The organism is Achromobacter spanius (assembly GCF_002966795.1).
In the GTDB taxonomy this organism is placed as follows: domain Bacteria; phylum Pseudomonadota; class Gammaproteobacteria; order Burkholderiales; family Burkholderiaceae_B; genus Achromobacter; species Achromobacter spanius_D.
Window position 1 is genome coordinate 2,857,737 of the sequence record NZ_CP023270.1, and the last position, 24,663, is coordinate 2,882,399.

At 66.3% G+C, this 24,663-nt stretch carries 23 protein-coding genes; 13 read left to right on the top strand and 10 right to left on the bottom strand.

Features of this window, described 5'->3' with window-relative positions:
- The first annotated feature begins 49 nt into the window (after positions 1–49).
- From CLM73_RS12835 to CLM73_RS12845, 3 genes are all read left to right on the top strand, one after another.
- Positions 50–250, top strand: coding sequence for a heavy-metal-associated domain-containing protein (locus CLM73_RS12835; protein ID WP_105241497.1), 201 nt, complete (start codon positions 50–52; stop codon positions 248–250).
- Between the two features lie 177 nt (positions 251–427).
- Positions 428–1,156 carry a glutathione peroxidase gene (locus CLM73_RS12840; protein WP_056560857.1) on the top strand — a complete coding sequence of 243 codons (729 nt, stop codon included), beginning with the start codon at positions 428–430 and terminating at the stop codon, positions 1,154–1,156.
- 288 nt (positions 1,157–1,444) lie between these two features.
- Positions 1,445–2,875: a dihydrolipoyl dehydrogenase gene (locus CLM73_RS12845; RefSeq protein WP_105238761.1), complete on the top strand. Its 1,431-nt coding sequence runs from the start codon at positions 1,445–1,447 to the stop codon at positions 2,873–2,875.
- A 105-nt stretch (positions 2,876–2,980) separates the two neighbouring features.
- Here the strand turns inward: CLM73_RS12845 and CLM73_RS12850 are convergent, their stop codons facing one another.
- The 3 genes from CLM73_RS12850 to CLM73_RS12860 are packed head-to-tail and all read right to left on the bottom strand — an operon-like array spanning position 2,981 to position 5,956.
- Complete coding sequence (locus tag CLM73_RS12850) at positions 2,981–3,871, bottom strand: 23S rRNA (adenine(2030)-N(6))-methyltransferase RlmJ (RefSeq protein WP_105238762.1); 891 nt, start codon at positions 3,869–3,871, stop codon at positions 2,981–2,983.
- A 13-nt stretch (positions 3,872–3,884) separates the two neighbouring features.
- Positions 3,885–4,634 carry a glycerophosphodiester phosphodiesterase gene (gene ugpQ, locus CLM73_RS12855; RefSeq protein ID WP_105238763.1) on the bottom strand — a complete coding sequence of 250 codons (750 nt, stop codon included), beginning with the start codon at positions 4,632–4,634 and terminating at the stop codon, positions 3,885–3,887.
- Entirely contained in the window at positions 4,631–5,956 is a 1,326-nt protein-coding gene (locus CLM73_RS12860) for a M20/M25/M40 family metallo-hydrolase (RefSeq protein WP_105238764.1), read from the bottom strand. The genes ugpQ and CLM73_RS12860 overlap by 4 nt, the downstream gene beginning before the upstream one ends.
- Before the next feature lie 352 nt (positions 5,957–6,308).
- Here CLM73_RS12860 and CLM73_RS12865 point away from each other — a divergent pair, with 352 nt between their 5' ends.
- Positions 6,309–8,267 carry a SurA N-terminal domain-containing protein gene (locus tag CLM73_RS12865; protein WP_105238765.1) on the top strand — a complete coding sequence of 653 codons (1,959 nt, stop codon included), beginning with the start codon at positions 6,309–6,311 and terminating at the stop codon, positions 8,265–8,267.
- 16 nt (positions 8,268–8,283) lie between these two features.
- Here CLM73_RS12865 and CLM73_RS12870 read toward each other — a convergent pair whose 3' ends face one another.
- Positions 8,284–8,931, bottom strand: coding sequence for an arylesterase (locus CLM73_RS12870; RefSeq protein WP_199778291.1), 648 nt, complete (start codon positions 8,929–8,931; stop codon positions 8,284–8,286).
- On the opposite strand from CLM73_RS12870, the gene CLM73_RS12875 reads away from it, so the two are divergent.
- Both CLM73_RS12875 and CLM73_RS12880 read left to right on the top strand, forming a co-directional pair.
- Complete coding sequence (locus CLM73_RS12875; RefSeq protein ID WP_105238766.1) at positions 8,930–9,607, top strand: ABC transporter ATP-binding protein; 678 nt, start codon at positions 8,930–8,932, stop codon at positions 9,605–9,607. The genes CLM73_RS12870 and CLM73_RS12875 overlap by 2 nt on opposite strands.
- Positions 9,608–9,801: 194 nt before the next feature.
- On the top strand, positions 9,802–10,077 hold the full coding sequence (locus tag CLM73_RS12880; RefSeq protein WP_158685855.1) for a hypothetical protein: 276 nt from the start codon (positions 9,802–9,804) through the stop codon (positions 10,075–10,077).
- A 68-nt stretch (positions 10,078–10,145) separates the two neighbouring features.
- Here CLM73_RS12880 and fabV read toward each other — a convergent pair whose 3' ends face one another.
- Complete coding sequence (gene fabV, locus CLM73_RS12885) at positions 10,146–11,336, bottom strand: enoyl-ACP reductase FabV (RefSeq protein WP_105238768.1); 1,191 nt, start codon at positions 11,334–11,336, stop codon at positions 10,146–10,148.
- Between the two features lie 118 nt (positions 11,337–11,454).
- Positions 11,455–12,417 carry a DMT family transporter gene (locus CLM73_RS12890; RefSeq protein ID WP_105238769.1) on the bottom strand — a complete coding sequence of 321 codons (963 nt, stop codon included), beginning with the start codon at positions 12,415–12,417 and terminating at the stop codon, positions 11,455–11,457.
- Between the two features lie 93 nt (positions 12,418–12,510).
- Between CLM73_RS12890 and CLM73_RS12895 the strand changes: the two genes are divergently transcribed.
- The 7 genes from CLM73_RS12895 to CLM73_RS12925 all read left to right on the top strand — a co-directional run bounded on the left by CLM73_RS12895 (position 12,511) and on the right by CLM73_RS12925 (position 19,841).
- Entirely contained in the window at positions 12,511–13,398 is an 888-nt protein-coding gene (locus CLM73_RS12895; protein WP_105238770.1) for a LysR family transcriptional regulator, read from the top strand.
- A gap of 339 nt (positions 13,399–13,737) precedes the next feature.
- A complete protein-coding gene (locus CLM73_RS12900; protein WP_105238771.1) occupies positions 13,738–14,784 on the top strand; it encodes a TRAP transporter substrate-binding protein in 1,047 nt (348 codons plus the stop codon).
- Positions 14,785–14,915: 131 nt separating this feature from the next.
- Positions 14,916–15,536 (top strand): TRAP transporter small permease subunit, encoded by a 621-nt coding sequence (locus CLM73_RS12905; RefSeq protein WP_105238772.1) that lies wholly within the window; start codon positions 14,916–14,918, stop codon positions 15,534–15,536.
- Positions 15,533–16,816: a TRAP transporter large permease gene (locus tag CLM73_RS12910; protein ID WP_105238773.1), complete on the top strand. Its 1,284-nt coding sequence runs from the start codon at positions 15,533–15,535 to the stop codon at positions 16,814–16,816. The genes CLM73_RS12905 and CLM73_RS12910 overlap by 4 nt, the downstream gene beginning before the upstream one ends.
- Before the next feature lie 66 nt (positions 16,817–16,882).
- Positions 16,883–17,566 carry a DUF2848 domain-containing protein gene (locus tag CLM73_RS12915; protein ID WP_105238774.1) on the top strand — a complete coding sequence of 228 codons (684 nt, stop codon included), beginning with the start codon at positions 16,883–16,885 and terminating at the stop codon, positions 17,564–17,566.
- A 90-nt stretch (positions 17,567–17,656) separates the two neighbouring features.
- A complete protein-coding gene (locus tag CLM73_RS12920) occupies positions 17,657–19,006 on the top strand; it encodes an amidase (RefSeq protein ID WP_105241499.1) in 1,350 nt (449 codons plus the stop codon).
- A gap of 28 nt (positions 19,007–19,034) precedes the next feature.
- Positions 19,035–19,841, top strand: coding sequence for a putative hydro-lyase (locus CLM73_RS12925; protein ID WP_105238775.1), 807 nt, complete (start codon positions 19,035–19,037; stop codon positions 19,839–19,841).
- A gap of 61 nt (positions 19,842–19,902) precedes the next feature.
- Here CLM73_RS12925 and CLM73_RS12930 read toward each other — a convergent pair whose 3' ends face one another.
- The 4 genes from CLM73_RS12930 to CLM73_RS12945 all read right to left on the bottom strand — a co-directional run bounded on the left by CLM73_RS12930 (position 19,903) and on the right by CLM73_RS12945 (position 24,663).
- Positions 19,903–21,279 carry an alpha/beta hydrolase gene (locus CLM73_RS12930; RefSeq protein ID WP_105238776.1) on the bottom strand — a complete coding sequence of 459 codons (1,377 nt, stop codon included), beginning with the start codon at positions 21,277–21,279 and terminating at the stop codon, positions 19,903–19,905.
- Between the two features lie 184 nt (positions 21,280–21,463).
- Positions 21,464–22,534, bottom strand: coding sequence for a porin (locus CLM73_RS12935; protein WP_105238777.1), 1,071 nt, complete (start codon positions 22,532–22,534; stop codon positions 21,464–21,466).
- A gap of 334 nt (positions 22,535–22,868) precedes the next feature.
- Positions 22,869–24,170 (bottom strand): TRAP transporter large permease, encoded by a 1,302-nt coding sequence (locus CLM73_RS12940; protein WP_105238778.1) that lies wholly within the window; start codon positions 24,168–24,170, stop codon positions 22,869–22,871.
- Complete coding sequence (locus CLM73_RS12945) at positions 24,163–24,663, bottom strand: TRAP transporter small permease (protein WP_056560917.1); 501 nt, start codon at positions 24,661–24,663, stop codon at positions 24,163–24,165. Before CLM73_RS12945 ends, CLM73_RS12940 begins: the two co-directional genes overlap by 8 nt.

Consider the following 24,663-nt stretch of genomic DNA (forward strand, 5'->3'; position numbering starts at 1 on the left):
GCCGGACATGGTGGCTCAAGCGCCGCCCGTCAACCTTCTGGAGAAAACCATGAGCATCGCCTTCCAAGTGCCCGACATGACCTGCGGCCATTGCGTCAAGACCATCACCGGCGCCGTGAACGAGGCTGTTCCGGGCGCCGTGGTAGTCGCGGATCTGCCCACGCACCGCGTCACCATCACGGGCACCGACCAGGCCGACAAGGTAGAAGCCGCCATCCGCGACGCAGGGTACGAGCCGGCGCGTGTGTGAAGACACGCATCCCGTACTGTGATAGCGTCAATCTTTCGCTATGAATTAACTTATGAGCTTTAGCTATCAATCAATTAAATTAATTAAATTGGATTGGTTGATAGTTGAGATTTATGATTCTTTTCATGGCGGGCCAGAAACCCGCCACTTAAGTTAGCAAACCAAGGAGAGAATCGAATGCTGCAAAACCGCGAAGGCCAACGTGTTCCGAATGTGACGTTCCCCGTTCGTGAGGACAACACGTGGAAGAAGGTCACGACTGACGACCTGTTCAAGAACAAGACCGTCGTGGTCTTCTCGCTTCCCGGCGCTTTCACGCCGACCTGCTCGTCCACCCACCTGCCGCGCTACAACGAACTGGCTCCCGCCTTCTTCGCCGCCGGCGTGGATAGCGTCGTCTGCGTGTCGGTCAACGACACCTTCGTCATGAACGAATGGGCCAAGGACCAGGAATCGGCCAACATCACGCTGCTGCCCGACGGCAACGGCGCCTTCACCGAAGGCATGGGCATGCTGGTCGACAAGAGCGACCTGGGCTTCGGCAAGCGTAGCTGGCGCTATTCCATGCTGGTCAAGGACGGTGTCGTCGAAAAGATGTTCATCGAGCCGGAAAAGGAAGGCGATCCGTTTGAAGTGTCGGACGCCGACACCATGCTGGCCCACTTTGCGCCGTCGGCCAAGAAGCCCGACCAGGTCGTGGTGTTCTCCAAGCCGGGTTGCCCGTTCTGCGTCGAAGCCAAGGCGCTGCTGGACAGCAAGGGCTACGCCCCGATCGAGATCCCGCTGGAAAACAAGGTCCGCGGCCGCGTGATCGGCGCCGTGTCCGGCAAGGGCACCGCTCCGCAGGTGTTCATCAACGGCGCCCTGATCGGCGGCCTGGAAGACCTGAAGGCGCATTTCGCCTGATAGACCGGCGAGACGGCCGGGCAGGGGGCATGGCCCCCGCCCGGTCACCCGGACGCGCGGCGGTTGATTCCGTACTGGCCGCCGCGCTGGCCGCCGCACTTTCCGGCGCATGGGCCGGCAACGTTGCCGCCGCGCCATTCCCGCAAGTTTCCCTTCTTTCGCGCCCTCGCACCGGCGCCGTGCGTCCGCAACAAGGACGCAGGACGGCGTTCGCCTCGAGGGCACGCAACAAGGCGGAATTTGCCTTCACATTCTGATCATTACGCGACAAACGGGGGACTCCCAATCATGAAGACGCTGCATACCGACATTGCTGTCATCGGCGCCGGCACCGCAGGGCTGGCCGCTTATCGCGCCGCCAAGGCGGCCGGCAAGCGCGCGCTGCTTATCGAAGGCGGCCCTTATGGCACGACCTGCGCCCGGGTCGGCTGCATGCCGTCCAAGCTGCTGATCGCGGCGGCCGAAGCGGCCCACGCGGCAGCGCACACCGATGCGTTCGGCGTGCACGTCGGCGGAGAGATCACGGTCGACGGCGCCGAGGTCATGGACCGGGTCAAGCGCGAGCGTGACCGTTTCGTGGGCTTCGTGGTCGAGGGCGTGGAGAACATTCCCGCCGAAGACAAGGTGCGCGGCTATGCGAAGTTCGTGTCCGACACCGTGCTGCGCGTGGACGACCATACCGAAATCCAGGCCTCGCGCGTCGTGATCGCCACCGGCTCGCGCCCGTCCGTGCCGCCGCCTTTTCGCGCGCTGGGCGACCGCCTCGTCGTGAACGATGACGTGTTCGCGTGGGACGACCTGCCGAACCGCGTCGCGGTCTTTGGCCCCGGCGTGATCGGGCTGGAACTTGGCCAGGCGCTCGCCCGCCTGGGCGTGGAAGTGCGCGTGTTCGGCATGAGCGGCAGCCTGGGCGGAATCAGCGATCCGCAGGTGCGCCAGACTGCCCGCAAGATCTTCCAACGCGAGTTCTACCTGGATACGGACGCCCGCGTCCTGGAGACGAGCCGCGTCGGCGACGAGGTGGAAGTGCGTTACGTGGCGCTGGACAACAGTGAGCGCACCGAACGCTTCGACTATGCGCTGGTCGCCACGGGCCGCCGCGCCAACGTCGATGGCCTGGGGCTGGAAAACACGTCGCTGACGCTGAACGCGCAAGGCGTGCCGCAGTTTGACCGGCTGACGATGCAGGCGGGCAGCTCGTCCATCTTCATTGCTGGCGACGCCAACGCCGACGCGCCGCTCTTGCACGAGGCCGCCGACGAAGGCCGAATTGCCGGTGAAAACGCGGCGCGCTTTCCCGAGGTGCGCCAGGGCCTGCGGCGTGCGCCGCTGGGCGTGGTGTTCTCGGATCCGCAGATCGCGCTGGTCGGCGCGGGGCATGCGAAGCTGGTGCCCGGCACGTTCGTCACCGGCGCGGTCGATTTCAGCGACCAGGGCCGTTCGCGCGTCATGCTGAAGAACCGCGGCATGCTGCACGTGTACGCCGACATCGAAACGGGGCGCTTTCTGGGCGCCGAGATGATCGGTCCCAGCGCTGAGCACATCGGTCACCTGCTGGCCTGGGCCGTCCAGCAGGAGCTTACGGTGGCGCGCATGCTGGAAATGCCGTTCTACCACCCCGTGATCGAAGAAGGCCTGCGCACCGCGCTGCGTGACGCCGCCTCGAAGCTGGCGCTGGCGCAGGAGGCCTTGCGCCAGGCCGACGTCGAAACGGTCTGAGCGCGGCGGATGTAAAAGGGCCGTGAACGCAAAAAGGGCCGCGCCATGAAGGCGCGGCCCTTTGTCGTTTGCGCGGCGGCATTGCCCCGGCGAGGGGGTGCCGCGTCAGTCGTCCGACTGCTTCTTCGGAACCGGGAACGGATTCTCGCGGTATTGCAGCGTGAAGCCGGCCCGCTCGTCCTGCGCCAGTTCGCGGGCCAGATACGGCATGGCCTTTTTCAGCGCGTCGTGCAGCGTCCAGGGCGGATTGATGAGGAACATGCCGCTGCCGTGCAGACCATAGCCGTCGATGGTTGCCTTCTTGACCGTCAGGGTGGCGTGCAGCCAGCTCTTGACCTTCAGGTTCTCGAAATGGCGCGCCATCTCGCTGGCCTCGCGCCGTTGCACGAGGGGATACCAGATGGCATAGGTGCCGGTGGCAAAGCGCTTGATGCACTCCTTCACGGTAAGGAGGGTGCGGCGGTAGTCGTGCTTGTCTTCATAAGACGGGTCGATCAGCACCATGCCGCGCCGCGTGGGCGGCGGCAGCAGCGCCTTGACGCCCTCGAAGCCGTCGTCGCCGTAGATCGTGGTCTGGCGCTGCGCGGCGCGGCCCTGGTGTTCCAGGTTGCCGACCAGCGTGTCGATTTCGGTGGGGTGCATCTCGAACAGGCGCAGGCGGTCGGACGGGCGCAGCGCGTCCAGCGTCAGCCAGGGCGAGCCGGGATAGCGGCGCAGCCGGCCGTTGGTGTTGTAGTCGCGGATGCGCGCAACGTAATCGGCCAGCAGCGGCGGCAAGTCCTTCGCTTCCCACAGGCGGCCGATGCCGTCCGCGAACTCGGACGTCTTGGCTGCCCAATCGCTGTCCAGGCTGTAGAGGCCGGCGCCCGCGTGGGTGTCGATGACCCAGTACGGGGCGTCTTTCTTGTTGAAGTAGTCCAGGGTATGGACCAGGATGGCGTGCTTGAGCACGTCGGCATGGTTGCCGGCGTGAAAGGCGTGGCGGTAGCTGAACACGGGGCTTTCTGCCTCAGGCGGCGGGCCGGATGGCGGCCAGCTCGTCGGTGAAAATGCCGTCGATGCCCCAGTCGAGCAGCAGTCGCGCGCGCTCGGGGTCATTGACGGTCCAGGCCGCGATCCGGTAGCCGGCGGCGTGCACGGCGTCGATCAGTTCGCGGGTGGCGTCCTTCTGGTTGATGTTGAGCGCCACGCACTCGTATTTGGCAAGGCGGTCGCGCCAGTCGGCCGGTACCTTTTCCACCAGCAGCGCGCGCGGCAGTTCGGGCGCGGCCTGGCGGGCGGCCTCCAGGGCTTCCTCGGCAAACGAGGACAGCAGCGGCGCCGTGTCCGCGCCTTGCCACAGATCGCGGGCCGCCAGGGCGACGGCGCGGCCGGTTTCGGCCTCGCGGCCGGGGCAGGGTTTGATCTCGACGTTGCTGGCGATGCCGTTGGCCAGCGTGTAGCGCGCGACGGCGGCAAAGGTGGGGAGCGGTTCGCCGGCGTAGGCCGCCGAATGCCAGCTTCCGAAATCAAGCTGGGCCAGCTCGGCGTAGGTCTTGGCGGCGGCGGGGCCTTTGCCGTTGGAGGTGCGGTCGACGTCGTCGTCGTGCATCAGCACCAGCACGTTGTCGCGGCTGAGCTTGACGTCGTATTCGAACATGGTGAAGCCGTGTTCGGCGCCGACGCGCATGGCGGCCAGCGTGTTCTCCGGCGCCAGACGGCCGCCACCGCGGTGCGCGATGTGGCGGGAGTAGGGCCAGGAGGGAAGGTTTGCGGTCATTTGGTGCTGCTTTGGGGTTCTTTTGAGACAGGTTGCAAGGATACCTTGTTCTGCGAGACGTCCATGATCATGCGCGTGGCCAGATACAGGCGCGGCACGATGCTGTTGACCAGGATGTACTCGGCGTCATTCGAATGCGCGCCGAATCCGCTCAAGCCCATGCCCTCGATGACCGGCCCGCGGGCCTTGAGCGCCGCGAAGGCCGCGTCCGTGCCGCCGCCGCTGGCCCGGTCCACCACCTTCAGCGGCAGGTCGAGCTCCTGGTAGATCTTCACGCCGTGCTGGGCAAGGGCGCGCGACGCCGCCGTCGCTTCCAGCGGCGGGCGGCGGACCTCGAATTTCACGCTGACCTTGGACTCGGGCAGCAGTTTCTTCTGGACGCGTTCTTCCAGCGTGCGCGCCAGGGCGTCGAAGTCGGACACGCGCAGGGCGCGGGCGTCGCCCTGCGCGGTGGCCAGCCCGGGAATGACATTGCGGTTGGTGCCTGCCTGGGCGACGGTCCAGTTCAGCTTCAGCCCCTCGTCGGGCTTGGAAAGATCGTCAAGCTGCAAGAGCTGGTGCGACAGCTCGTAAAGCGCATTGACGCCGCCCTCCGGCCGGGCACCCGCGTGCGAGGTCTTGCCCTGCACGGTCAGGTACGCCGCGCCGATGCCGCTGGTGGCCAGCGTCAGACGCGGTTCCATGCCGCCGCCCTCGAACGAAAAGACCGCATCCTGGTCGGCGCCCAGACGGGTGATCGTGCTGCGCGCGCCCGGCGAGCTGATTTCTTCGTCCCCGTTGATCAGCACGGTCAGCGTGCCGTAGTCGGAAAAATTCAGGGTTTTCAGAAGCGCGATGGTGTGCAGAATGGCCGCCACCCCGTGCTTGTCGTCGGCGATTCCCAGGCCGTACGCCTTGTCGCCGTCGATCCGGAACGGCTGGTCCTTCAGCATGCCGTTGCGGTACACGGTGTCCATGTGGGCGATCAGCATGATCTTCTTGCTGCCGCCGCCCTTGAATTGCGCGTGGACCATCGGCCCGACCTTCTCGGGGGTGTCGTCCAGCCGGAACACGTCGGTCGGCGCAATGATCTCGACGGTGCCGCCAAGCGCCTTGAGCCGGTCGCGGATCAGTTCGGCGATGCGTTCGACGCCCTCGACGTCCTTGCTGCCCGATTCGATGTTGACCAGATCGCGCATGGTGTCGAGCATCGCCTGCTGCTGGCCCTTGGCCGCGTCCAGCACATTGGTCACCGGGGCGGCCTGCGCGGCGTGGGCGCTGCCCACAAACGCCAGGGCGGCACAGGATTTCAGGATAAGCAGGCGGGAAGGCATGAACGGCATCGTCGGTGACCTTTTTGCAGGCGGGAAGGGGAACCGGCCGTGCGTCGGCCGGGCGGGCAGGCCCTGATCTGCGGGCTAACCCCAGGCCACGATACGAGCGCGGCGCGGGGGCGGTAATGGGGGATTCCCGGGTTGACGGACTCCGCCATCCGTGGGGACGGATGGCCCGCGAAGCAGCGCATTGCCCAATGACTGCCGCAATGACCGCGCGATGAATGAGAAATGGTAAAATCCGCCCCGCTGAACCCGGTTTGAACCGGTATGGGAATAGAGGCGAATCGATTTCGCCTTTTTTTATGCGTTTTCGTGCGGCCCCGGGCGTCTACCCCCGGAGCGCGGCAACAGGGATTCCATGTTCGAATTTATTCGCAGCCATCGGCGCTGGATGCAGTTCATCCTGCTGATCTTGATCGTGCCTTCCTTCTTTCTGGTCGGGATTCAAGGCTATGACAGCTTCATGAGCCGGGAGCCCGAGCTGGCGACGGTGGCTGGCCAGCCGATTTCCCGCGCCGAGTTTGATCAGGCGCACCGCAACCAGCTTGACCAGTTCCGCCAGCGCCTGGGCGCCCAGTTCGATCCGGCCGTGATCGATACGCCCGCGCTGCGTGAAGGCCTGCTGAACCAGCTCATCAACCAGCGCCTGCTGGCCAATGTGGCTGCGGACAATCGGTTCTCGGTATCCGACGAGACGCTGCGCAACACGATCGCCGCCATCCCCGAAGTCCAGGACAACGGCCGCTTCTCGCCAGAGCGCTATCGCCAGGTGCTGGCCGCGCAGGGCATGTCGCCGACGTCGTTCGAAGCCGGCCTGCGCCGTGACCTGGCCATCGCCCGCGTGCTTGAGCCCGTCGGCCAGTCGGCCCGCGCGCCCGCCGAAGTCGTGGCCGCCGTCGATTCGGCGCTGACGCAGGCCCGCACGGTTCAACTGCGCAACTTCTCCGCAGCCGACTTCCGTTCGCAGGTCACCGTTACGCCGGCCGACATCCAGGCCTGGTACGACGCCAACAAGCAGCAGCTGCAGGTGCCGGAACAGGTCCAGGTCCAATACCTGGTGCTCGACGAAGCCGCCGCCACGCAAGGCGTGCAGGTCAAGGACGAGGACCTGGCTGCGTATTACGAACAGAACAAGAACCGCTTCGGCCAGCCCGAGCGCCGCCGCGCCAGCCACATCTTCTTCGAGCTGCCGTCGGGTTCGGAAGACGCCCGCAAGGCCGCGCGTGCCAAAGCGGAAGACGTCGCCAAGCAGGCCGCTGCCGATCCCGCCAAGTTCGCGGAACTGGCTGCCCAGAATTCCCAGGACTCCGGCTCGGCCGCCAAGGGCGGCGATCTGGGCTGGATCGCCCCGGGCGCTCAGGCGGGTCCGCTGGACAAGGCCATCTTCGGCCTCGCCCAGAACCAGGTGTCCGGCGTGGTCGAAAGCCCGTTCGGCCTGCATATCCTGAAGGTCACTGAAATCAGCCCTGCCGCCATCAAGCCGCTGGCCGAGGTCAAGGACCAGATCACCGCCGAAGTCCGCAAGCAGATCGCCGCGCAACGCTTCTCGGAAATGGCCAGCCAGCTGAACAAGCAGGTCTACGACCAGCGCGACAGCCTGCAACCGGCCGCCGACGCCGTCGGCCTGAAGCTGCGCACCGCCTCCGGCGTGACCCGCGAGGGCCTGCTGCCCGCCGAAAAGGCCGGCCCCGGTTCCGCCGCCGACAGCCCGGACGCCGCGCTGCTCGACAACCCGCGTGTGCGCCAGGTGCTGTTCTCGCCCGACGTGCTGCGTGAAAAGCAGAACTCCGGTGTGATCGAACTGTCGCCCGATACGATGGTGGCCGTTCGCGTCGCCGCCGTTGAGCCGGCGCATGTGCCGCCGCTGGACAAGGTCAGCGAAGTCATCCGCGGCAAGCTGCTCGACGAGCGCTCGGCCGAAGCCGCCAAGAAGGCCGGTGAAGCGGCGCTGGCCGCCAACAAGGCCAATCCCGCTGCCACGGAAGGCTTCGGACCCGCCATCACGGTAACTCGCCAGAATCCGCAGGATCTGTCGCGCCAGGTGCTGGACGCCGTCATGCGCCTGCCGTCGGGCACGCTGCCCGCCTTCACGGGCGTGCAATCTGGCGTGGACTACACGCTGGTGCGTCTGGAAAAGGTGGAAGCCGGCAAGGCCGAAGCCGCCGACAAGGAACGCCTGGCGCAGCAACTGGCGGGCGCCTGGGGCCAAGCCGAAAACGAGGCCCTGATCCGCATGCTGCGCGAGCAGTACGAGGTGAATATCACGCCCGCCGCCGCCGATGTGATCCGCGGCGACCAGGCCCAGGCCGCGGGCTGATCGTCCTAGAAAACCCTCAGTTCAACATTGGCCGCAGCGCCGGCCACACGTTGTCCAGCAATTGAGGCTGGGCATCCTCGTTAGGGTGGATGCCGTCAGCCTGAAACATCGCCCGGTTCGTTGCGATACCTTCCATCAGGAAGGGCACGAGCCGGGCGTTTTCGTTTTTGGCCACATTGGAAAACACCGCGGCAAAGCGCTGGGCGTAATCCCGTCCGTAATTGGGCGGAATCTGCATCCCGACGATCAGCACGTCGGCATCGGCCTTGCGCGCCGCCTGGGTCATGGACCGCAGGTTCTGCTCGGTCATGTTCAGGGGCAGGCCGCGCAAGGCGTCATTGGCGCCCAGTTCCAGCACCACGACGGCCGGCGCGTGCTGGCGCAGCAGAGCGGGCAGGCGGGCCACGCCGCCGCTGGTCGTGTCGCCGCTGATGCTGGCATTGACGACCTGGAACTTCGGGTATTGTTCGGAGATCCTCGCGGACAGCAGGGGCACCCAGCCTGTGCCGCGTTTGATGCCGTACTCGGCGGACAGGCTGTCGCCCACCACCAGTACGGTGCGCGGCGAGGAACCCTGGGCCGCAGCGGCGGTCTGAGCGTGGGCGGGCGCCGCCACGGCGGTTGCGAAGGCAGTCACAAGAAGCAGACGGGAAAATAGGCGCATGGATAGCAATAACTCAATCGTGGTGAAAGGGCTGGGCAAGCGGGTGGCCGATGCCGGCGGGTCGCTTTCTATCCTGGAAGGAATTGATTTTACGGTCGCGGCGGGTAGCGCCGTGGCCATCACGGGTAGTTCGGGCTCGGGCAAGTCGACTCTGCTGGGACTGCTGGCCGGTCTGGATGTTCCCAGCGTGGGCAGCGTACACCTTGCGGGGCAGGACCTGTTTGCCCTGGATGAGGACGGCCGCGCGCGCCTGCGGGCCAATCACGTCGGCTTCGTGTTCCAGTCATTCCAGCTGCTGCCCAACCTGACCGCGCTGGAAAACGTGATGCTGCCGCTGGAACTGGCCGGGCAGTCGGCGCGCGAGGCCGCGCAGGCCATGCTGGAGCGGGTTGGGCTGGGCGCGCGGCTGCACCACTATCCGCGCACGTTGTCGGGCGGCGAACAGCAGCGCGTGTCGCTGGCCCGGGCGTTTGTGGTGCAACCGGACCTGCTGTTTGCCGACGAACCCACCGGCAGCCTGGACGCCGCGACCGGCGTGACGGTCATCGATCTGATGTTCGACCTGCACCGCGAACACGGGACGACGCTGGTGCTGGTCACGCACGATCCGCAACTGGCGGCACGCTGCGGGCGGCAACTGGTGTTGGCGGCCGGCCGCATGGTGACGGACGATTGAGACGAATACCCATTGCTGCCGCAAAGGTGCGGGAGTAGGCTGATTGGCAAAGTAGTCGGCAGGGATGCCAACGCTCACGCAGCGGCTCGCGCCATGCAGTGGGTCGGACGGTGCACTGGACTCGGCCGTCGCTATCTCTATCGCTTCTCAGCCAGGGAGTCGCCATGTCGCGTCGTGCAACTATCCGTGCGTGCGTGTTTGTTGCTTTGACGGTGCCCGCGCTTGCCAATGCAGGCGGTGGCGTCATCGGCTTTATCGGGGCCGTCGTGGAACCGGCGGTCTGCACGCCGCGCGTGACGCCGGCAAGCCCCGGTGGGCTTCCTCGAGTGGCCTGCGCGCCTGATTACCGGGGCCGCGCACTGCAGCCGGCGCTGCGGGTCAGGACCTCGGTGCGGGAAGTGCCCGCCCCGGCCAACGCCGACGCGCGAGGCTCGGGCAAGCGCTATGTGGTGACGCTGGACTATCTGTAGGACGGGCGCTGTCCCGGTGCGCCAGGACAGCACGAGCAATGGGGGCAGCCGGCCTTGCCGGCCGGCGGTCAGGCCAGGTTGCGGATTTCCACCACGGGATCAACGTCGGCGGCATAATCCACGCCGTCGATTTCAAAGCCGAACAGCCGCAGGAAATCGCGCTTGTAGCCCGCAAAATCGGTCAGCGCATAGAGGCTGCCGGTGTCGACCTGATCCCACAGCGCCTGCACGCGCGCCTGCACCTTCGGATCCAGTTCCTTGTAGTCGGCGCGCAGCCGGCCTTCGTCGTCCAGGATCGGCGACGGGCCGCACAGGCTGTCGCGATAAAGCCCATATACCTGTTCGATGCAGCCCTCGTGCGTGCCGTCTTCCTTCATGACCTTGAAGAGCAGCGACAGGTACAGCGGCATCATCGGGATGGCCGAGCTGGCCTGCGTCACCACGGCCTTCAGCACCGATACCCGCGCGTCGCCGCCGCGTGCTGCCAACTTGGCGCGGATGTCCAGCACGCGCTGGTCCAGGTCTTTCTTGGCCGCGCCGATGGAACCGTTCCAATAGACGTCGTGCGTGATCTTTTCGCCCAGATAGGTGAAGGCGGTGGTGGTGGCGCCGTCGGCCAGCACGCCGGCCTCGAGCAGCGCGTCGATCCACATCTGCCAGTCTTCGCCGCCCATGACCGCGACGGTGGCGTCGATCTCGTCCTGCGAGGCGGGCTCAAGCACGCCGTCCTTGATGAGTTCCTTGTCGGTATCCAGGCCTCGCAGCGTCACGGACTTGCCGATGGGCTTGAGCGTGGAGGTGTAGACCTGGCCCGTCTTCGGGTGCGTGCGGCGCGGGGCGGCAAGGCTGTAGATGACCTGGTCGACCTGACCCAGGTCCGCCTTGATGGCGGCGATGGTCTTTTGCTTGATTTCGTCGGAGAAGGCGTCGCCGTTGATGCTTTTGGCGTACAGCCCTTCGGCTTCGGCAAACTTGTGGAACGCGGCGCTGTTGTACCAGCCCGGCGTGCCCGTCTTGCCGGCGTCGCCCGGCCGTTCAAAGAAGACGCCCAGCGTCTGCGCGCCACAGGCAAAGGCCGCGCTGATGCGCGCGGCCAATCCATATCCCGTGGACGCGCCCAGGATCAGCACACGCTTGGGGCCCCCGGACACCGGTCCTTGCGCCTTCACGTAGTCGATCTGTTGCTTCACGTTGGCTTCGCAGCCGGCAGGATGGGTGGTGACGCAGATGAAACCGCGCACGCGGGGCTTGATGATCATGGGAGCCTCTTGTTGGGAATACGCCAGGAGCCGATGCCGAAATGGGAATTAGGCGAAGCGCATTGTACGGGAGGCGGCCGGCTCGCAATTTCGAATCTGTCGCCGTTCGAAGCCGGGCCTACGTGCCGCGGGCAGTCCGCGCCGCCGCGGCGCTTTGCGCGCGGCCCCGGCGCCATTCGATCATGCCGATCCCCACGCCGCTCGCGCAGATGATGGCGATGCCCAGCCAGGTGAGCGGGTCGGGGAAATGTCCCCATACCAGCCAGCCCACCGACGTGGCGCTGATGATCTGCAGATAGATGAACGGCGCCAGCGTGGACGCCGGCGCGCGGCGGTACGCGGCGATCTGGAACAGGTGGCCCACGCAGCCCGTGATGCCGGTCGAAATCAGCACGGCCCAGTCGAACGCCGACAAGGCCTGCAGGAAAGGCAGGGCGGGCGGCAGGATGAAGGGCAGGGCAAGGGTAAGGCAGATCGTGCCCACCGCGCCGCTCCAGATCAGCGAGGTGAACGGATCGTCGCCGGCGACGCGGCGCGTGGCAATGAACTGGGCCGTGAAGCAACAGGCCGTCAGCAGGCCGAAGATCGTGCCGACCGGATGCAGGCCGCCGCCGGGGCGGATGACGATCAGCACGCCAACGAAAGCGATGCCGGCTGCGACGAAGCGCGACATGCGCGCGGGTTCCTTCAGGATCCAGGGCGCCAGCGACAGCACGAGCAGCGGCGCCAGGAAATTGATGGACGTGGCCTCGGCCTGGGGGATGTAGCTCAGTGTCGTGAAGAACATGAGCGTGGCCAGAAACATCGAGCCGCCGCGAATGAGTTGCTCGCGCGGCTTGGTGCTGCGCAACACGCGCATGCCGCGCGCGGGCAGCACGAGCGCCAGCACCAGGACCAGATGGATGGCATAGCGGAACCACGACAACACGAGCAAGGGTACGCCCGCGTCCATGACCCACTTGCCGCTTGCGTCCAGGCAGGACAGCGTCCACATCGACAGCACCAGCAGCAGCACACCGATCATCGGGCCGCGTGCGGCGGTCGCGCCGGGGCGCGGGCGACCGTTATCGGCCGGGGACATGGACGGTACTCCTTTCAGCGTGCACGGGGCATGGCCCCTTTGGGGCGATGGGCGGCTGACATGATACGCTCATCGCGCCGGGGGAAAAGGCCAATGATAGAACTACGCAACGTCGAAACATTTTTCTGGGTCGCCACGCTGGGCAGCTTTCGCGCCGCGTCCGACAAGCTCAACACCACGCAGCCTGCCGTGTCGCAGCGCATCGCTTCGCTGGAGGCCGACCTGGGCGTCAAGCTGTTCGAGCGCGATGCGCGCGGCGTCAAACTGACCGCCAAGGGCCACGAACTGCTGTCGCACGCCGAGCGCATGCTGCAGGTGCGCCGCGACATGTTCGAAGCCGCGCGCGAGCAGAACGTCATGTCCGGCACCGTGCGCATCGGCGTGGCCGAGACCATCGTGCAAACCTGGCTGCCCGCGCTCATCGAGCTGATCCACACGACCTATCCCGCGCTGGTGCTGGAAATCGAGGTGGACACGACGCATGTGCTGCGTTCGCACCTGATGTCGCGCCAGATCGATCTGGCCTTCCTGATGGGCCCGGTGCTGGAGGCGCGGGTCGAGAACCTGCCGCTGTGCACCTATCCGCTGGCGTGGGTCGCCAGTCCGATGCTGGATCTGGGGCCCGAGCCCCTGACGCTTGCCACGATCGGCAAGCTGCCGATCATCACCTATCCGTCCAACAGCTCGCCTTACCGCGTGGTGCGCGACATGCTGACGCGGGCGGGCGTCACGTCGCCGCGCATGTATGGCAGCGCGTCGATGTCGATGGTGGTGCGCATGACGCAGGACGCCATCGGCACCAGCGTCATCGCGCCCGTGTTCCTGGGCAAGGAGCTGGCGCGCGGCGAGTTGCGCATCCTGCAGGTAGAGGCCGACCCGCTGCCGGAACTGAGCTTTACCGCAACCTGGGTGCAGGGCCCCGACAGTCATGCGGTGCGCGTCATTGCGCAGCTGGCGCAGAAGGTTGCCGCGCAGACCTGAGCGGCACAAATCCCCGTAGGTGTTTTCCCGAGCCGGAGGCGCCGCCGGCTGTCTTGCGGCGCGCCCGCGATGCCGGCCTTCGCGCGCGGCAGCTGGGCGCAAAGCCGCGCCGATGCGTCGTTTGCGCGAAATGGCGCCGCGCCGCGCCGCGAGACCCAAGAAAAATTTATACCCCCACATCGGAACATACGATTGGACGGTCGCCACCCCTGACGATGCAATGGCGCTCATAACGGTGTAGCGGCTGGATACACATCCGTGACCACCGATTCCTACAGGCGCGCGACCAGGACAACGGGATCCCGCGCGACACACGATCCCGCAGCCAGGAGTTTTTCCATGAAGAAGTCCCTTGCTTTTGCCGCCATCGCCGCCAGCCTTCTGGCCGGCGCCGTCCACGCCCAGGACCTGCCCAAGACCCACTTGAAGATCGTGGGCGGCCTGTCGAACCTGACCGCCTATAACGACTACGAAAAGCCGTTCTGGACCAAGACCATTCCCGAGCAGTCCAAGGGGCAGGTCACGGCGGAGATCAAGGGCTTCAATGAAATGGGCTTGAAGGGGCCCGAACTGCTGCGCCTGATGTCGCAAGGCGTGATCGAATTCGGCACTGCCACGCTGTCCTACTTTGCCAGCGACAATCCGATCAACGAGGCCATCGACCTGGCCGGCCTCGCGCCCGACGTCAAGACCGCGCGCGCCGTGACCGAAGCGTTCGAACCCGTCTATGCCAAGCTCTACGGCGAAGGCAACAACGTCAAGCTGCTCGGCATTTCCACCTATCCGGCGCAGGTGCTGTTCTGCAACGCCGAGATCAAGGGCCTGGCCGACATCAAGGGCAAGAAGGTTCGCACCAGCAGCCGCACCACGGCCGAGTTCGTCGAGGCGCTGGGCGGTTCGAGCGTGACGATGGCCTTCGGCGAAGTCGTCCCCGCGCTGCAGAACAAGGTGGTCGATTGCGCCATCACGGGTTCGCTGTCGGGCTATTCGGCCAAGTGGTACGAGGTGTCCACGCATCTGGTCGCGCTGCCGATCAACTGGAACCAGCAGATCCATGCCGTCAACCAGAAGGCCTGGGACAAGCTGGATCCGAAGGTGCGCACGTTCCTGCAGGACAACGTCAAGACGCTGGTCGACAACATCTGGGATGCCGCTGCGCGCCAGACGCAGGAAGGCTATGACTGCAACACCGGCGCGGCCGCATGCCCGTTCCCGGTCAAGGGCAAGATGGTCCTGGTGCAACCCTCCGACGCCGACAAGGCGCTGCTCAAGAAGGTGGCGCAAGAGGCCGTCCTGCCCAAATGGGCTGCCCGCTGCTCGGCGCAGTGCGTGAAGGACTGGAACGCCACCGTCGGCAAGACGCTGAACCTGACCGCCAGCAAGTAAGTGCCAGGATGCGCCGGCCCGCGGGCCGGTGCAGATTCCGGCCGGTGATGACGCGCGGTAGCCCGTGACCTTTGCATGAGGTCCGCGGCGCCCGCACGCGATCACGGGCCGTGCCACCCGAGGTTCCATCCATGACTCAAACTGAACACTTCCGTCTGCTCGGCGGCCTGTTGCGGCGCGCGGAGAGCTTTTCCCGCGTGGCTGTGTGGGCCGGCGGCGCCCTGACAGTGGCCAGCGTGCTGCTCATTTCCTTCGACGTGCTGGCCCGCAAGTTCCTGGGCTTCACGACCGGGGGCGCGGACGAGCTGTCCAGCTACGCGTTTGCCATCAGCACCTCCTGGGCGCTGGCGTTCGCCACGCTGCAGCGCGCCAACGTGCGCGTCGACGTGCTCTACCAATATTTGCCGGTGCGGCTGTCGGCCGTGCTGGACTGGATTTCCATGGTGGCGATGGCCGTCTTCATGGTGTTCCTGACGTATTACGCCTACGACGTCGTGGTGACGTCCTGGACGCAGAAGTCGGCGGCCAACACGCCGCTCGCCACGCCGCTGTGGATTCCGCAAGGATTGTGGGTGCTGGGCCTGGCGTGGATGTGCATCACGGTCGCGCTGATGCTGGCGCGGGCATCCGCCGCGCTGGTCACGGGCGACATTGAACTGGTCAAGCAGATCTGCGGCGTGCGTTCGGCGCAGGAAGAGGCTGACGAGGAAGCCGCCGCCGGCGAGCGCATGGTGAAGGGAGACGCCGCATGATTGCCACCGCTTTGACCCTGCTGCTGGTCCTGATCGGTCTGTCGATCCCCGTGGGCGCCGCGCTTGGCGTGCTGGGCCTGATCCTGGACCCCATGTTCTCGATGCTGCCGCTGACGCGCGCCATCGGCGAGATTTCCTGGAGTTCGAACAACGAGTTCCTGCTGGTCGCGATTCCGCTGTTCATCATGCTGGGCGAGGTGCTGCTGCGCGCCGGTTTTGCCGAACGCATGTATAGCGCGATGAGCCTGTGGCTGTCGTGGCTGCCGGGCGGGCTGATGCACGCGAACATCGGCGCTTCGACGCTGTTCTCGGCGACCTCCGGCTCCAGCGTGGCAACGGCCGCCACCGTGGGCACCGTCGCCATTCCGCAGATTCGCAAATACGGCTACAACGAGCCGCTGTTCCTCGGCAGCCTCGCCGCGGGCGGCACGCTGGGGATCCTGATTCCGCCGTCGATCAACCTGGTCATCTATGGCGTGCTGACGAACTCGTCGGTGCCCAAGCTGTACCTGGCCGGCATCATCCCCGGGTTTGCGATGGCGGCGCTGTTCATGCTGACCGTCGTGATCGCCTGCGTGGCCAAGCCGTCGTGGGGCGGCAAGAAGATCCGCGCGACGTGGGGCGAACGCATCGCCAGCCTGGTGCATCTGGCGCCGCCGTTGGGCATCTTCTTCCTAGTGGTCGGATCGATCTACGCGGGCCTGGCAACGCCGACCGAGGCCGCCGCGCTGGGCGTGCTGGGGGCGTTCATCCTGGCCGCGTGGTTCCGCCGCCTGACGTGGTCGATGCTGCGCGAGGTGCTGGAAGGCACGATGCGGTCCACGGCCATGATCATGCTGATCGTCATCGCCGCCAGCTTCCTGAACTTCGTCATGTCGGCCACGGGCCTGACCGACGCGCTGACCAAGTCCATCACCGGACTGGGCCTGTCGCCCGGCTGGATGCTGCTGATCGTGGTGATCTTCTACCTGGTGCTGGGCTGCTTCATGGAGACGCTGTCCATGATGATCACGACCATCCCCATCGTGGCGCCGATCATGATCGGCCTGGGCTACGACCCGATCTGGCTGGGCATCGTCATCATCGTGCTGGTCGAGGCTGCGCTCATCACACCGCCCGTCGGCCTGAACCTGTTCGTCGTGCAAAGTCTGCGCAAGAGCGGCTCGATGAGCGCCGTGATCGTTGGCAGCCTGCCGTTCGTGGCGGCCATGTTCGTGATGCTGGCGCTGCTGGCGTTCTGGCCCGACATCGCGCTGTGGTTGCCGCGCGTCTTCGGTTGATAGCTCTTTGATTCCGGCGCGGCCCGTCGGCCGTGCCGCTTCCCACACCTTCTTCGCAGGACTGATATGAAAGCCGTATTCAAGATCGACGACGCCAATCCCCGCCAGGTGGAAGTGGCCTTCAACAAAGTGATCGTGGCGGGCTGGGCCGGCCGCGATATGGCCGCCATCGAACACCATATCGAGGAACTGGCCGCAATCGGCGTGCCGCGTCCGAGCAGCGTGCCGCTGTACTACCGCATCGCCGAGAACCAGCTTACCCAGTCGGCCGACGTGCAGGCGCTGGGCGAGGAATCGTCGGGCGAGGTCGAGACGTTTGTCTTTGCGGTCGATGGCGAGATGTACGTCAGCATCGCGTCCGACCACACCGACCGCAAGCTGGAGACGGTCAGCGTGGCGATGTCCAAGCAGGTCTGCGTGAAGCCCGTGGGCACCGAGGCCTGGCGGCTTGCGGACGTGGCGGCGCACTGGGACGAGCTGATCATCCGCGCCTACATCGTCGAGAACGGCGAGAAGGTGCTGTACCAGGAAGGCCCGCTGTCCACGTTGCGCACGCCGCAGGACCTGATCGCGGGCTACACGGGCGGCGGCGCGATCCTGCCGGAAGGCGCAGGCATGACGTGCGGCACGGTGGCCACCATCGGCGGCATCCGCCCGGCCGCGGATTTCACGATGGAACTGCACGATCCGCGCCTGAACCGCACGCTGCGCCACCGCTATCATGTCGAGTCGCTGCCCGTGGTCGCCTGAAGGCCGCCACGCTCGGCACTGAATCCGGGCGCGTTCCTTGCGAAGGCGTCCGTCCGAACACTTACGCCGCCAGGCGGCATTAGGACAATGATGGTTTCGACCTTGAATGATCTGACCTCGGCCCTGCGTGAGGGCCGCAGCACCTCCGTCGCGCTGACCGAAGCCGCGCTGGCGCGGGCCCAGGATCCGGCGGGCGAGGGCGCTCGCGCCTTCACCAAGCTCTATGCCGACTCGGCGCTGGCGCAGGCGCGCGCGTCGGACACGCTGCGCGCGGCCGGCATCGTCCGGTCGGCCATCGAAGGGCTGCCCATCAGCATCAAGGACCTGTTCGACATCAAGGGCGAGACCACGATGGGCGGCTCGGTTGCGCGCGAAGGCGAGCCCGCCGCCGAGGAAAGCGCCGAGGTCGTGCAGCGCCTGATCGCCGCTGGCGCCGTCATCATCGGCCGGACCAACATGACGGAATTCGCCTATTCGGGGCTGGGCATCAATCCGCATTACGGCACGCCGCTCAATCCGTACGACCGCGCCACCGGCCGCATTCCCGGCGGCTCGTCGTCCGGCGCGGCGGTGTCGGTTGCGGACGGCATGGCAGTCGCGGGCATCGGGTCGGATACGGGCGGCTCCGTACGCATTCCTGCCGCGCTGTGCGGCCTGACCGGGTTCAAACCCAGCGCCTGGCGCGTGTCGATGCAGGGCGTGCTGCCCCTGTCGGCGAATCTGGATTCCATCGGTCCCATCGCCGCCAGCGTGCGCTGCTGCGCCGAACTCGACGCCATCCTGTCGGGCGAGGCGGGTCCTTTGCCGCAGGCGCTGCCGGTGCGTGGCCTGCGCCTGGCCATTCCGACGACGCTGGCGCTGGACGCCATGGACAAGCATGTCTCCGACACCTTTGCGGCGGCGGTGCAGCGGCTGGAAGCGGCCGGCGCGCTGATCGACCGGATCGACATTCCGGAATTCGCCGAACTGGCCGCCATCAACAGCAAGGGCGGTTTTACTGCCGCCGAGGCCTGGGCCTGGCACCGCGACCTGATCGCACGCGCGGGCAAGCGCTACGATCCGCGCGTGGTGTCGCGCATCATGCGCGGGCAGGACATGACGGCGGCCGATTACATCGAACTGCTCGACGCGCGCGAGGCGTGGGTGGCAGCGGTTGACCACCGCATTGCCGGGTACGACGCGCTGATCATGCCCACGACGCCCATCGTGGCGCCGCCTGTCGCGGACCTGCAGGGATCCGACGAGGCCTATTACGCCGCCAACGGGCTCATCCTGCGCAATCCCACCCTCATCAACTTCCTGGACGGCTGCGCGCTGTCCTTGCCCTGCCACGCGGCGGGTACGGCGCCCGTGGGCCTGATGATCGCGGCCAGCAATGGCGCGGACCGCCGCGTCCTCGGCATCGGCCTGTCGGTCGAAGACCTGTTCGCCGCCCGCTGAGCGGCGCTTACCCGCAACGAGAGAACCCATGCCAGACGCCGATAACGTTAGAACCAGCCTCGCGCTTGCCCGCCAGGCGCGGCTGGATGCCCGCAGCGGCCGCCTGACCGGTCCCACGGCGAATCTGGCGCCGGGGCATGTTCAGGCCAACCTGGCGATCCTGCCGCGCGCGCTGGCGGCGGATTTCCTGCATTTCTGCCAGCGCAATCCCAAGCCGTGCCCCTTGCTGGCCATGTCCGAGCCGGGCGACCCGGCGTTGCCCGAGCTCGGCGCGGACATCGACATCCGCACCGACATTCCGCGATACCGCGTCTGGAAGGACGGTGAACTGGTGGCGGAGCCGACTGACGTGCGCGACCTGTGGCGCGACGATCTCGTGTCGTTCCTGATTGGCTGCTCGTTCTCGTTCGAGGAGGCGATGCTGGACAACGGCCTGCCCGTGCGCCACATCGAGCAGGGCAGCAATGTGCCCATGTACCGCACCAACATCGCGACGCAGCCGGCCGGCGTGTTCGGCGGTCCGCTCGTGGTGTCGATGCGGCCCCTGAAGGCGGCAGACGCGATCCGGGCGATCCAGGTGACGTCGCGGTTCCCGTCGGTGCATGGCGCGCCCGTTCACATTGGCGATCCGTCGCTTATCGGCATCGCGGACATCGGCCGCCCCGATTATGGGGATCCGGTGGAGATCCGCCCGGGCGAAATGCCGGTGTTCTGGGCCTGCGGCGTGACGCCGCAATCGGTGGTGGCGGCGGTGCGGCCCGAGTTCTGCATCACGCATGCGCCGGGCCACATGCTGGTCACCGACCTCATCAACAGCCGGATGGCGGTGTTCTGATCGGGGTGGTTCCGTGGGTGGCCCGTGGGCGGCCCGTCGGCGGGCCGTCAGCGCGGTTGCATCAGCGCTGTTGCATCAACGCCTTCACGCGCTGGTCATAATCCGGCGGGAACGTCCAGAAGCGCATGCCTTGCTGCGTAAAGCCTTCCTGCAGCCCACGCTCGGCCGGCGCCTTGTGCCACAAAAACTGCATCAGCACGTCGCTGCTGACCCACGCGTTGCCGAACCAGAAGCTGTGGGCGCGGCGATTCATATCGGGAATGGCGCGCGGATCGACCCAGATCATGTCGAAGTTCAACCGCTGCGACGCGGCGTTGATGAACTCTACTTGCTCCTCGGTCAGGTCGTCCGCATTGGGACGGCCGGCGCGGGACGCCCGCTGGTGGCGTGCCGCAAACCGTAGCGCGCGATCACCCAGATTGGCGCCCAGGCTCACGCGTTCGGTCAGGTCGATGTATTGCCGCAGGTCCGTCACGAAACGGTAGGTGTCTTCGTCGGGCGCCGCGAAATAGATCTGGCCCAGACGCAGCCGTGCGCGCAGCGCCTCACGGCTTTCGCCGTCGCGGGGTTGCGCCAGCGTGGCGAGCCCTTCACTGGCGATGCGCGCGCCCGCGCTGAACGCCAGCACGTTGATGTGCTCGGCATTCGTGTTGCGCGCAAGCAGTTCCAGGAGGCGTGCGAAGGCGGGCACTGACGCCCGCGCGGTTCGGACATCCGTGGCATAGGACAGCAGGCTGCCGGCCGACGGCCAGAGAAAGGCCAGCACGACTGCCTGCCGGCCCGTGAAGTGATGAAACTGCGCGGCCTGCGCGGTGCCGCGCCAGACCGCGTTGTTAAACCCGTGCACGTAGACGATCAGGTCCCGGTGGCGGCTGACCGCCAGCGCGTCGTTGATGAGCGCAAAGTAAGCCTGCGCCTCGGGCGAGGTCTGCGCATCGCTTTGCGGCGTGAGGGCGACAAGCTCTTCCATGCGCTCCAGGCTGAGCACCGGCCGTCCGCGCTGGCTGCCCGAGGCCGACAGTTGGCGCAACTGATCCCAGTCCAGCGTGCCGTCGCCGATCTGCACCTTGGCCACGCCCATGCGCAGCGTGTCGCTGGGAAAGATCGAGTAGAAGGGTTGGCGCGATTCCAGGAAGACGGCGCGGTTCGTGGCGTAGAGCAGTGGAATCGAGGTGATGTCCGCCGTGTCCTTGTGCGCGAAGGGGTCGACCTGGCCCGTCGTGAACTTGACGGGCGTGGGCATCAACTGCACCGGCGAGGAGCAGGCCGCCAGCAACGTCATGGCCAGCGCGGCCAGCACGGCACGGGCGGTTCGCAATTGGCGGACCGGCGGCGCAAGCGAGCGGACATCGAGAAAGCGCATGCGGTGGGCCCGGATCAGGTGGGAGGATTGGCGCGGCGCGGTCGCAATCGGCGACGCGCGCTGCACCACCGTCATTCCATTGAAATCGGCAAAGGCACGCGAGGATTGTCGCCGTGGTGGAGGCGGTGAGCAAGGGGGAGGGGGAAGCGGTGCTGCGGGGCGCCGCCCCGGTTGGGGACGCGGGGCGGCGGGTCAGGCAATGGCCCGTGAGGGGGCCAAGGCCTGGGGGGAAAGACTGTGGGTGTCAGACACCCGAGGGTTAAAAGATGTGGCGGTACCCCACCGCGGCGCCGAGCTGATTGCTCTTGCCCGCGATTTCGCCGCTGGCGGCGTCGCTGACCTTGTTCCAGTCGACGGTGCCGTACAGTTGCGAGCGCTTGGACAGCGAGTATTCGGCCACGGCGACCAGCGCGTAGCGCTTGCCCTTGTCGCCTTCGACGACCACGTTCTCGCTGCGGTCGTAGTAGGCGGCGCCCGTGATGGCCCAGCGCGGGGTGGCCTGCCAGGTCACGCCGGCGAAGTAGCCGTTGTCCTTGCGGTCCAGGCTGGCGGTGGTGGTGCCGCCCATGACGCCGTTGACCCAGCCCGTTTCGTCGCGGCCGTTGAAGTAGCCCGCGAAGACCTTGGCCGACTCGAACTGGTAGGACGCGTTCAGGTTCCAGGCGCGCTGGCGTTCGTCCGAATCGGTGGCGGCGTAGGTCTGCTGCCAGGCGGCGCCCAGACCAAGCTGGCCGATCGTGTAGCGCAGGCTGGCGCCATATTGCTGGCCGGCCTTGCGGTCTTCCCAGTCTTCGCCGTTTGCCCAGGACGCCACGACGGCCAGATTGCCGAACGTGTTGGCGTACTTGGTCATGTTGTTGGTGCGCACGCGCGACATGGCGGCGGGCAGCCAGGCATTTTGATCGTAGTTGCCGACGGTCAGCGGGTCGAAGTAGTCGGCCAGCAGGTCGAACATGGGGGTGTTCTGCAGACCCAGGGTCAGCGTGCCGATGCTGCCGCCGTCGAGGCCGACGTAGGCCAGGCGGCTGAAGGCCTTGGACGTGTCCGAACCCCTGCCGTTCTGCAGATTGATGCCGTTTTCCAGGCGGAAGAACGCGCGGTTGCCATTGCCCAGGTCTTCGGAGCCGCGCAGGCCCCAGCGGCTATTGGAGATGGCGCCGTTTTCCATGGAGATGCGGCTGCCGTCTTCGCCCACGGCGCCCGAGCTGGTGCTCAGGTAGCGGATGCTGACGTCGGCGATGCCGTACAGGGTGACGCTGGTTTCGGCGCTTGCCGCGCCGGCGGCCAGGCCAAGGCTGGCCGCGGCCAGCGATAGAGTGATGCGTTTCAAGTTGGACTCCTCCAGGTGTAGCTGATTTGTGATTGCGCCGCGCGGGTGGCGAGGCTTGCTGCGTCCGGCGGTTTGCCGGGCGCCTGACCGCTGCACCGACGCCATGGGTTGGGCGCGGGTCCGGAGCAGAGGTCAGCGTGCAAAGTGCGTCATGCCGGTGCAGCACACGAGCGCCTGGGGATTCTATGTAAGTTGGGGGACGGGGAATATCGAAAATATTCGGCGTTTTCCCGGGTTTACAGGCCGATAAGCCCGCGCCGCCCCGGGGAGAGGACGATCGGAAAAGAAAAAACCCCGTTCGTTGGAACGGGGTTCGTGTGGCGCGGACGCGACGTTACAGCGTCATGTGCAGCGGCAGCCAGGTGGCGATGCCGGGCACCACATAGAGCAGCAGCACGGCCGCGATCATCAGGAAGAACATCGGCAGCGACGCGCGCGCGATGTAGGGCAGTTCCCGCCCGCTCATGCCGGACAGCACGAACAGGTTGAACCCCACTGGCGGCGTGATCTGCGCCATTTCCACGACGAACACGATGAAAATGCCGAACCAGATCAGGTCGATGCCGGCGGCTTGCACCGTCGGCAGCAGCACGCCCATGGTCAGCACCACGATCGAGATGCCGTCCAGGAAGCAGCCCAGGATGATGAAGAACACCATCAGCGCCATGATCAGGCCGAACTGCGACAGACCCAGTCCGCCGATCCATTCCGCCAGCGCTCGCGGCAGGCCGATATAGCCCATCGCCAGCGTGAGGAACTGCGCGCCCGCCAGAATCAGCGCGATCATGCAGTACAGCCGGGTGGCGCCCAGCAGCGACTGCATGAAGGTGGATCTGTTCAACGAGCCCTGCAGCGCCGACAGGATCAGGGCGCCCACCACGCCGACCGCCGCCGCTTCCGTGGCGGTGGCGATGCCGGTGTAGATGGAGCCCAGCACCGCGCCGATCAGGAGCAGCACCGGAATCAGGTGGCGCGAACGCGACAGCTTCTGCATGAAAGTCAGGCCGGGATCCGCCGCCGGCACTTCGCCGGGATTGCGGATGGCCCACCAGGCAATGTAGCCGCTGAACAGCAGGGCGAGCAGGATGCCCGGTACGATGCCCGCGATGAACAGCTTGGCGATGGACACATCCGCCGCCACGCCATACACGATCATGATGATCGAGGGCGGGATGAGCAGTCCCAGCGTGCCCGCGCCAGACAGCGTGCCGAGGATCTTTTCCTCGGGGTAGCCGCGGCGCGTCAGTTCGGGAATGGTCATCTTGCCGACCGTGGCGCACGTGGCCGCGGACGAGCCCGACACGGCGGCAAAGATCGCGCAGCCGATCACGTTCGTGTGCAAGAGGCGGCCCGGCAGCCGGTTCAGCCAGGGCGCCAGCCCCTTGAACAGGTCTTCGGACAGCCGCGTGCGGAACAGGATCTCGCCCATCCACAGAAAGAGCGGCAGGGCGGTCAGCGTCCAGCTGGACGAGGCGCCCCAGATCGTGACGGCCATGGCGTCACCGGCCGGACGGCTGGAGAAGATCTCCATCCCGATCCACGCGGTGCCCGCCAGCGTCAGGCCGACCCAGACCCCGCAGCCAAGCAGGACGAAGATCGAGACGACCAATAAGGTAATGACGAGAAGTTCATTCATGGGTTTGCTGCGAGGTGGCGGCGGCGATGCCGCGCGAACGGCGGACCAGTTCATCGACGAGGGCGACGAAGAACAGGATCGTGCCAGCGGCCATGGTCGTCTGCGGAATCCAGAGCGGCGTGGCGTCGTTCGACGTGGAAACGTCGTTGAACAGCCAGGAGTCGTAGGTCAGTTTGATGCTGAAGAAAGCGAAGGCGGCGGCCAGCAGGGACCCGACGGCCAAGGCAAAGATGTCCAGCCGGCGGCTGCCGGCGGGATTCAGCGAATTCAGCAGCAGCGTGACGCGGATGTGCTCGCCGTGCTTGAACGTGCTGGCCAGGGCCAGGAAGCCGGCGGCGGCCATGAAGTAGCCGGCGTAGGCATCGGTGCCGGGGATGTGCAGGTCGAGCTGACGGCCGAGAATGGCCGCCAGCACCGAGACTAGAACGCCTATCGTGCACAAGCCGGCCAGAAGGCCGGCTGCGCCGTAAAGACCATCAAGAAAACGGCGCAT

Bases quoted from the DNA above. Each gene is read 5' to 3' on its own strand.
- CLM73_RS12835 (WP_105241497.1), top strand. From the start codon at position 50: ATGAGCATCGCCTTCCAAGTGCCCGACATGACCTGCGGCCATTGCGTC.
- CLM73_RS12840 (WP_056560857.1), top strand. From the start codon at position 428: ATGCTGCAAAACCGCGAAGGCCAACGTGTTCCGAATGTGACGTTCCCC.
- CLM73_RS12845 (WP_105238761.1), top strand. From the start codon at position 1,445: ATGAAGACGCTGCATACCGACATTGCTGTCATCGGCGCCGGCACCGCA.
- ugpQ (WP_105238763.1), bottom strand. From the start codon at position 4,634: ATGACCGCAAACCTTCCCTCCTGGCCCTACTCCCGCCACATCGCGCAC.
- CLM73_RS12860 (WP_105238764.1), bottom strand. From the start codon at position 5,956: ATGCCGTTCATGCCTTCCCGCCTGCTTATCCTGAAATCCTGTGCCGCC.
- CLM73_RS12865 (WP_105238765.1), top strand. From the start codon at position 6,309: ATGTTCGAATTTATTCGCAGCCATCGGCGCTGGATGCAGTTCATCCTG.
- CLM73_RS12875 (WP_105238766.1), top strand. From the start codon at position 8,930: ATGGATAGCAATAACTCAATCGTGGTGAAAGGGCTGGGCAAGCGGGTG.
- CLM73_RS12870 (WP_199778291.1), bottom strand. From the start codon at position 8,931: ATGCGCCTATTTTCCCGTCTGCTTCTTGTGACTGCCTTCGCAACCGCC.
- fabV (WP_105238768.1), bottom strand. From the start codon at position 11,336: ATGATCATCAAGCCCCGCGTGCGCGGTTTCATCTGCGTCACCACCCAT.
- CLM73_RS12890 (WP_105238769.1), bottom strand. From the start codon at position 12,417: ATGTCCCCGGCCGATAACGGTCGCCCGCGCCCCGGCGCGACCGCCGCA.
- CLM73_RS12895 (WP_105238770.1), top strand. From the start codon at position 12,511: ATGATAGAACTACGCAACGTCGAAACATTTTTCTGGGTCGCCACGCTG.
- CLM73_RS12900 (WP_105238771.1), top strand. From the start codon at position 13,738: ATGAAGAAGTCCCTTGCTTTTGCCGCCATCGCCGCCAGCCTTCTGGCC.
- CLM73_RS12905 (WP_105238772.1), top strand. From the start codon at position 14,916: ATGACTCAAACTGAACACTTCCGTCTGCTCGGCGGCCTGTTGCGGCGC.
- CLM73_RS12910 (WP_105238773.1), top strand. From the start codon at position 15,533: ATGATTGCCACCGCTTTGACCCTGCTGCTGGTCCTGATCGGTCTGTCG.
- CLM73_RS12915 (WP_105238774.1), top strand. From the start codon at position 16,883: ATGAAAGCCGTATTCAAGATCGACGACGCCAATCCCCGCCAGGTGGAA.
- CLM73_RS12920 (WP_105241499.1), top strand. From the start codon at position 17,657: ATGGTTTCGACCTTGAATGATCTGACCTCGGCCCTGCGTGAGGGCCGC.
- CLM73_RS12925 (WP_105238775.1), top strand. From the start codon at position 19,035: ATGCCAGACGCCGATAACGTTAGAACCAGCCTCGCGCTTGCCCGCCAG.
- CLM73_RS12930 (WP_105238776.1), bottom strand. From the start codon at position 21,279: ATGACGGTGGTGCAGCGCGCGTCGCCGATTGCGACCGCGCCGCGCCAA.
- CLM73_RS12940 (WP_105238778.1), bottom strand. From the start codon at position 24,170: ATGAATGAACTTCTCGTCATTACCTTATTGGTCGTCTCGATCTTCGTC.
- CLM73_RS12945 (WP_056560917.1), bottom strand. From the start codon at position 24,663: ATGCGCCGTTTTCTTGATGGTCTTTACGGCGCAGCCGGCCTTCTGGCC.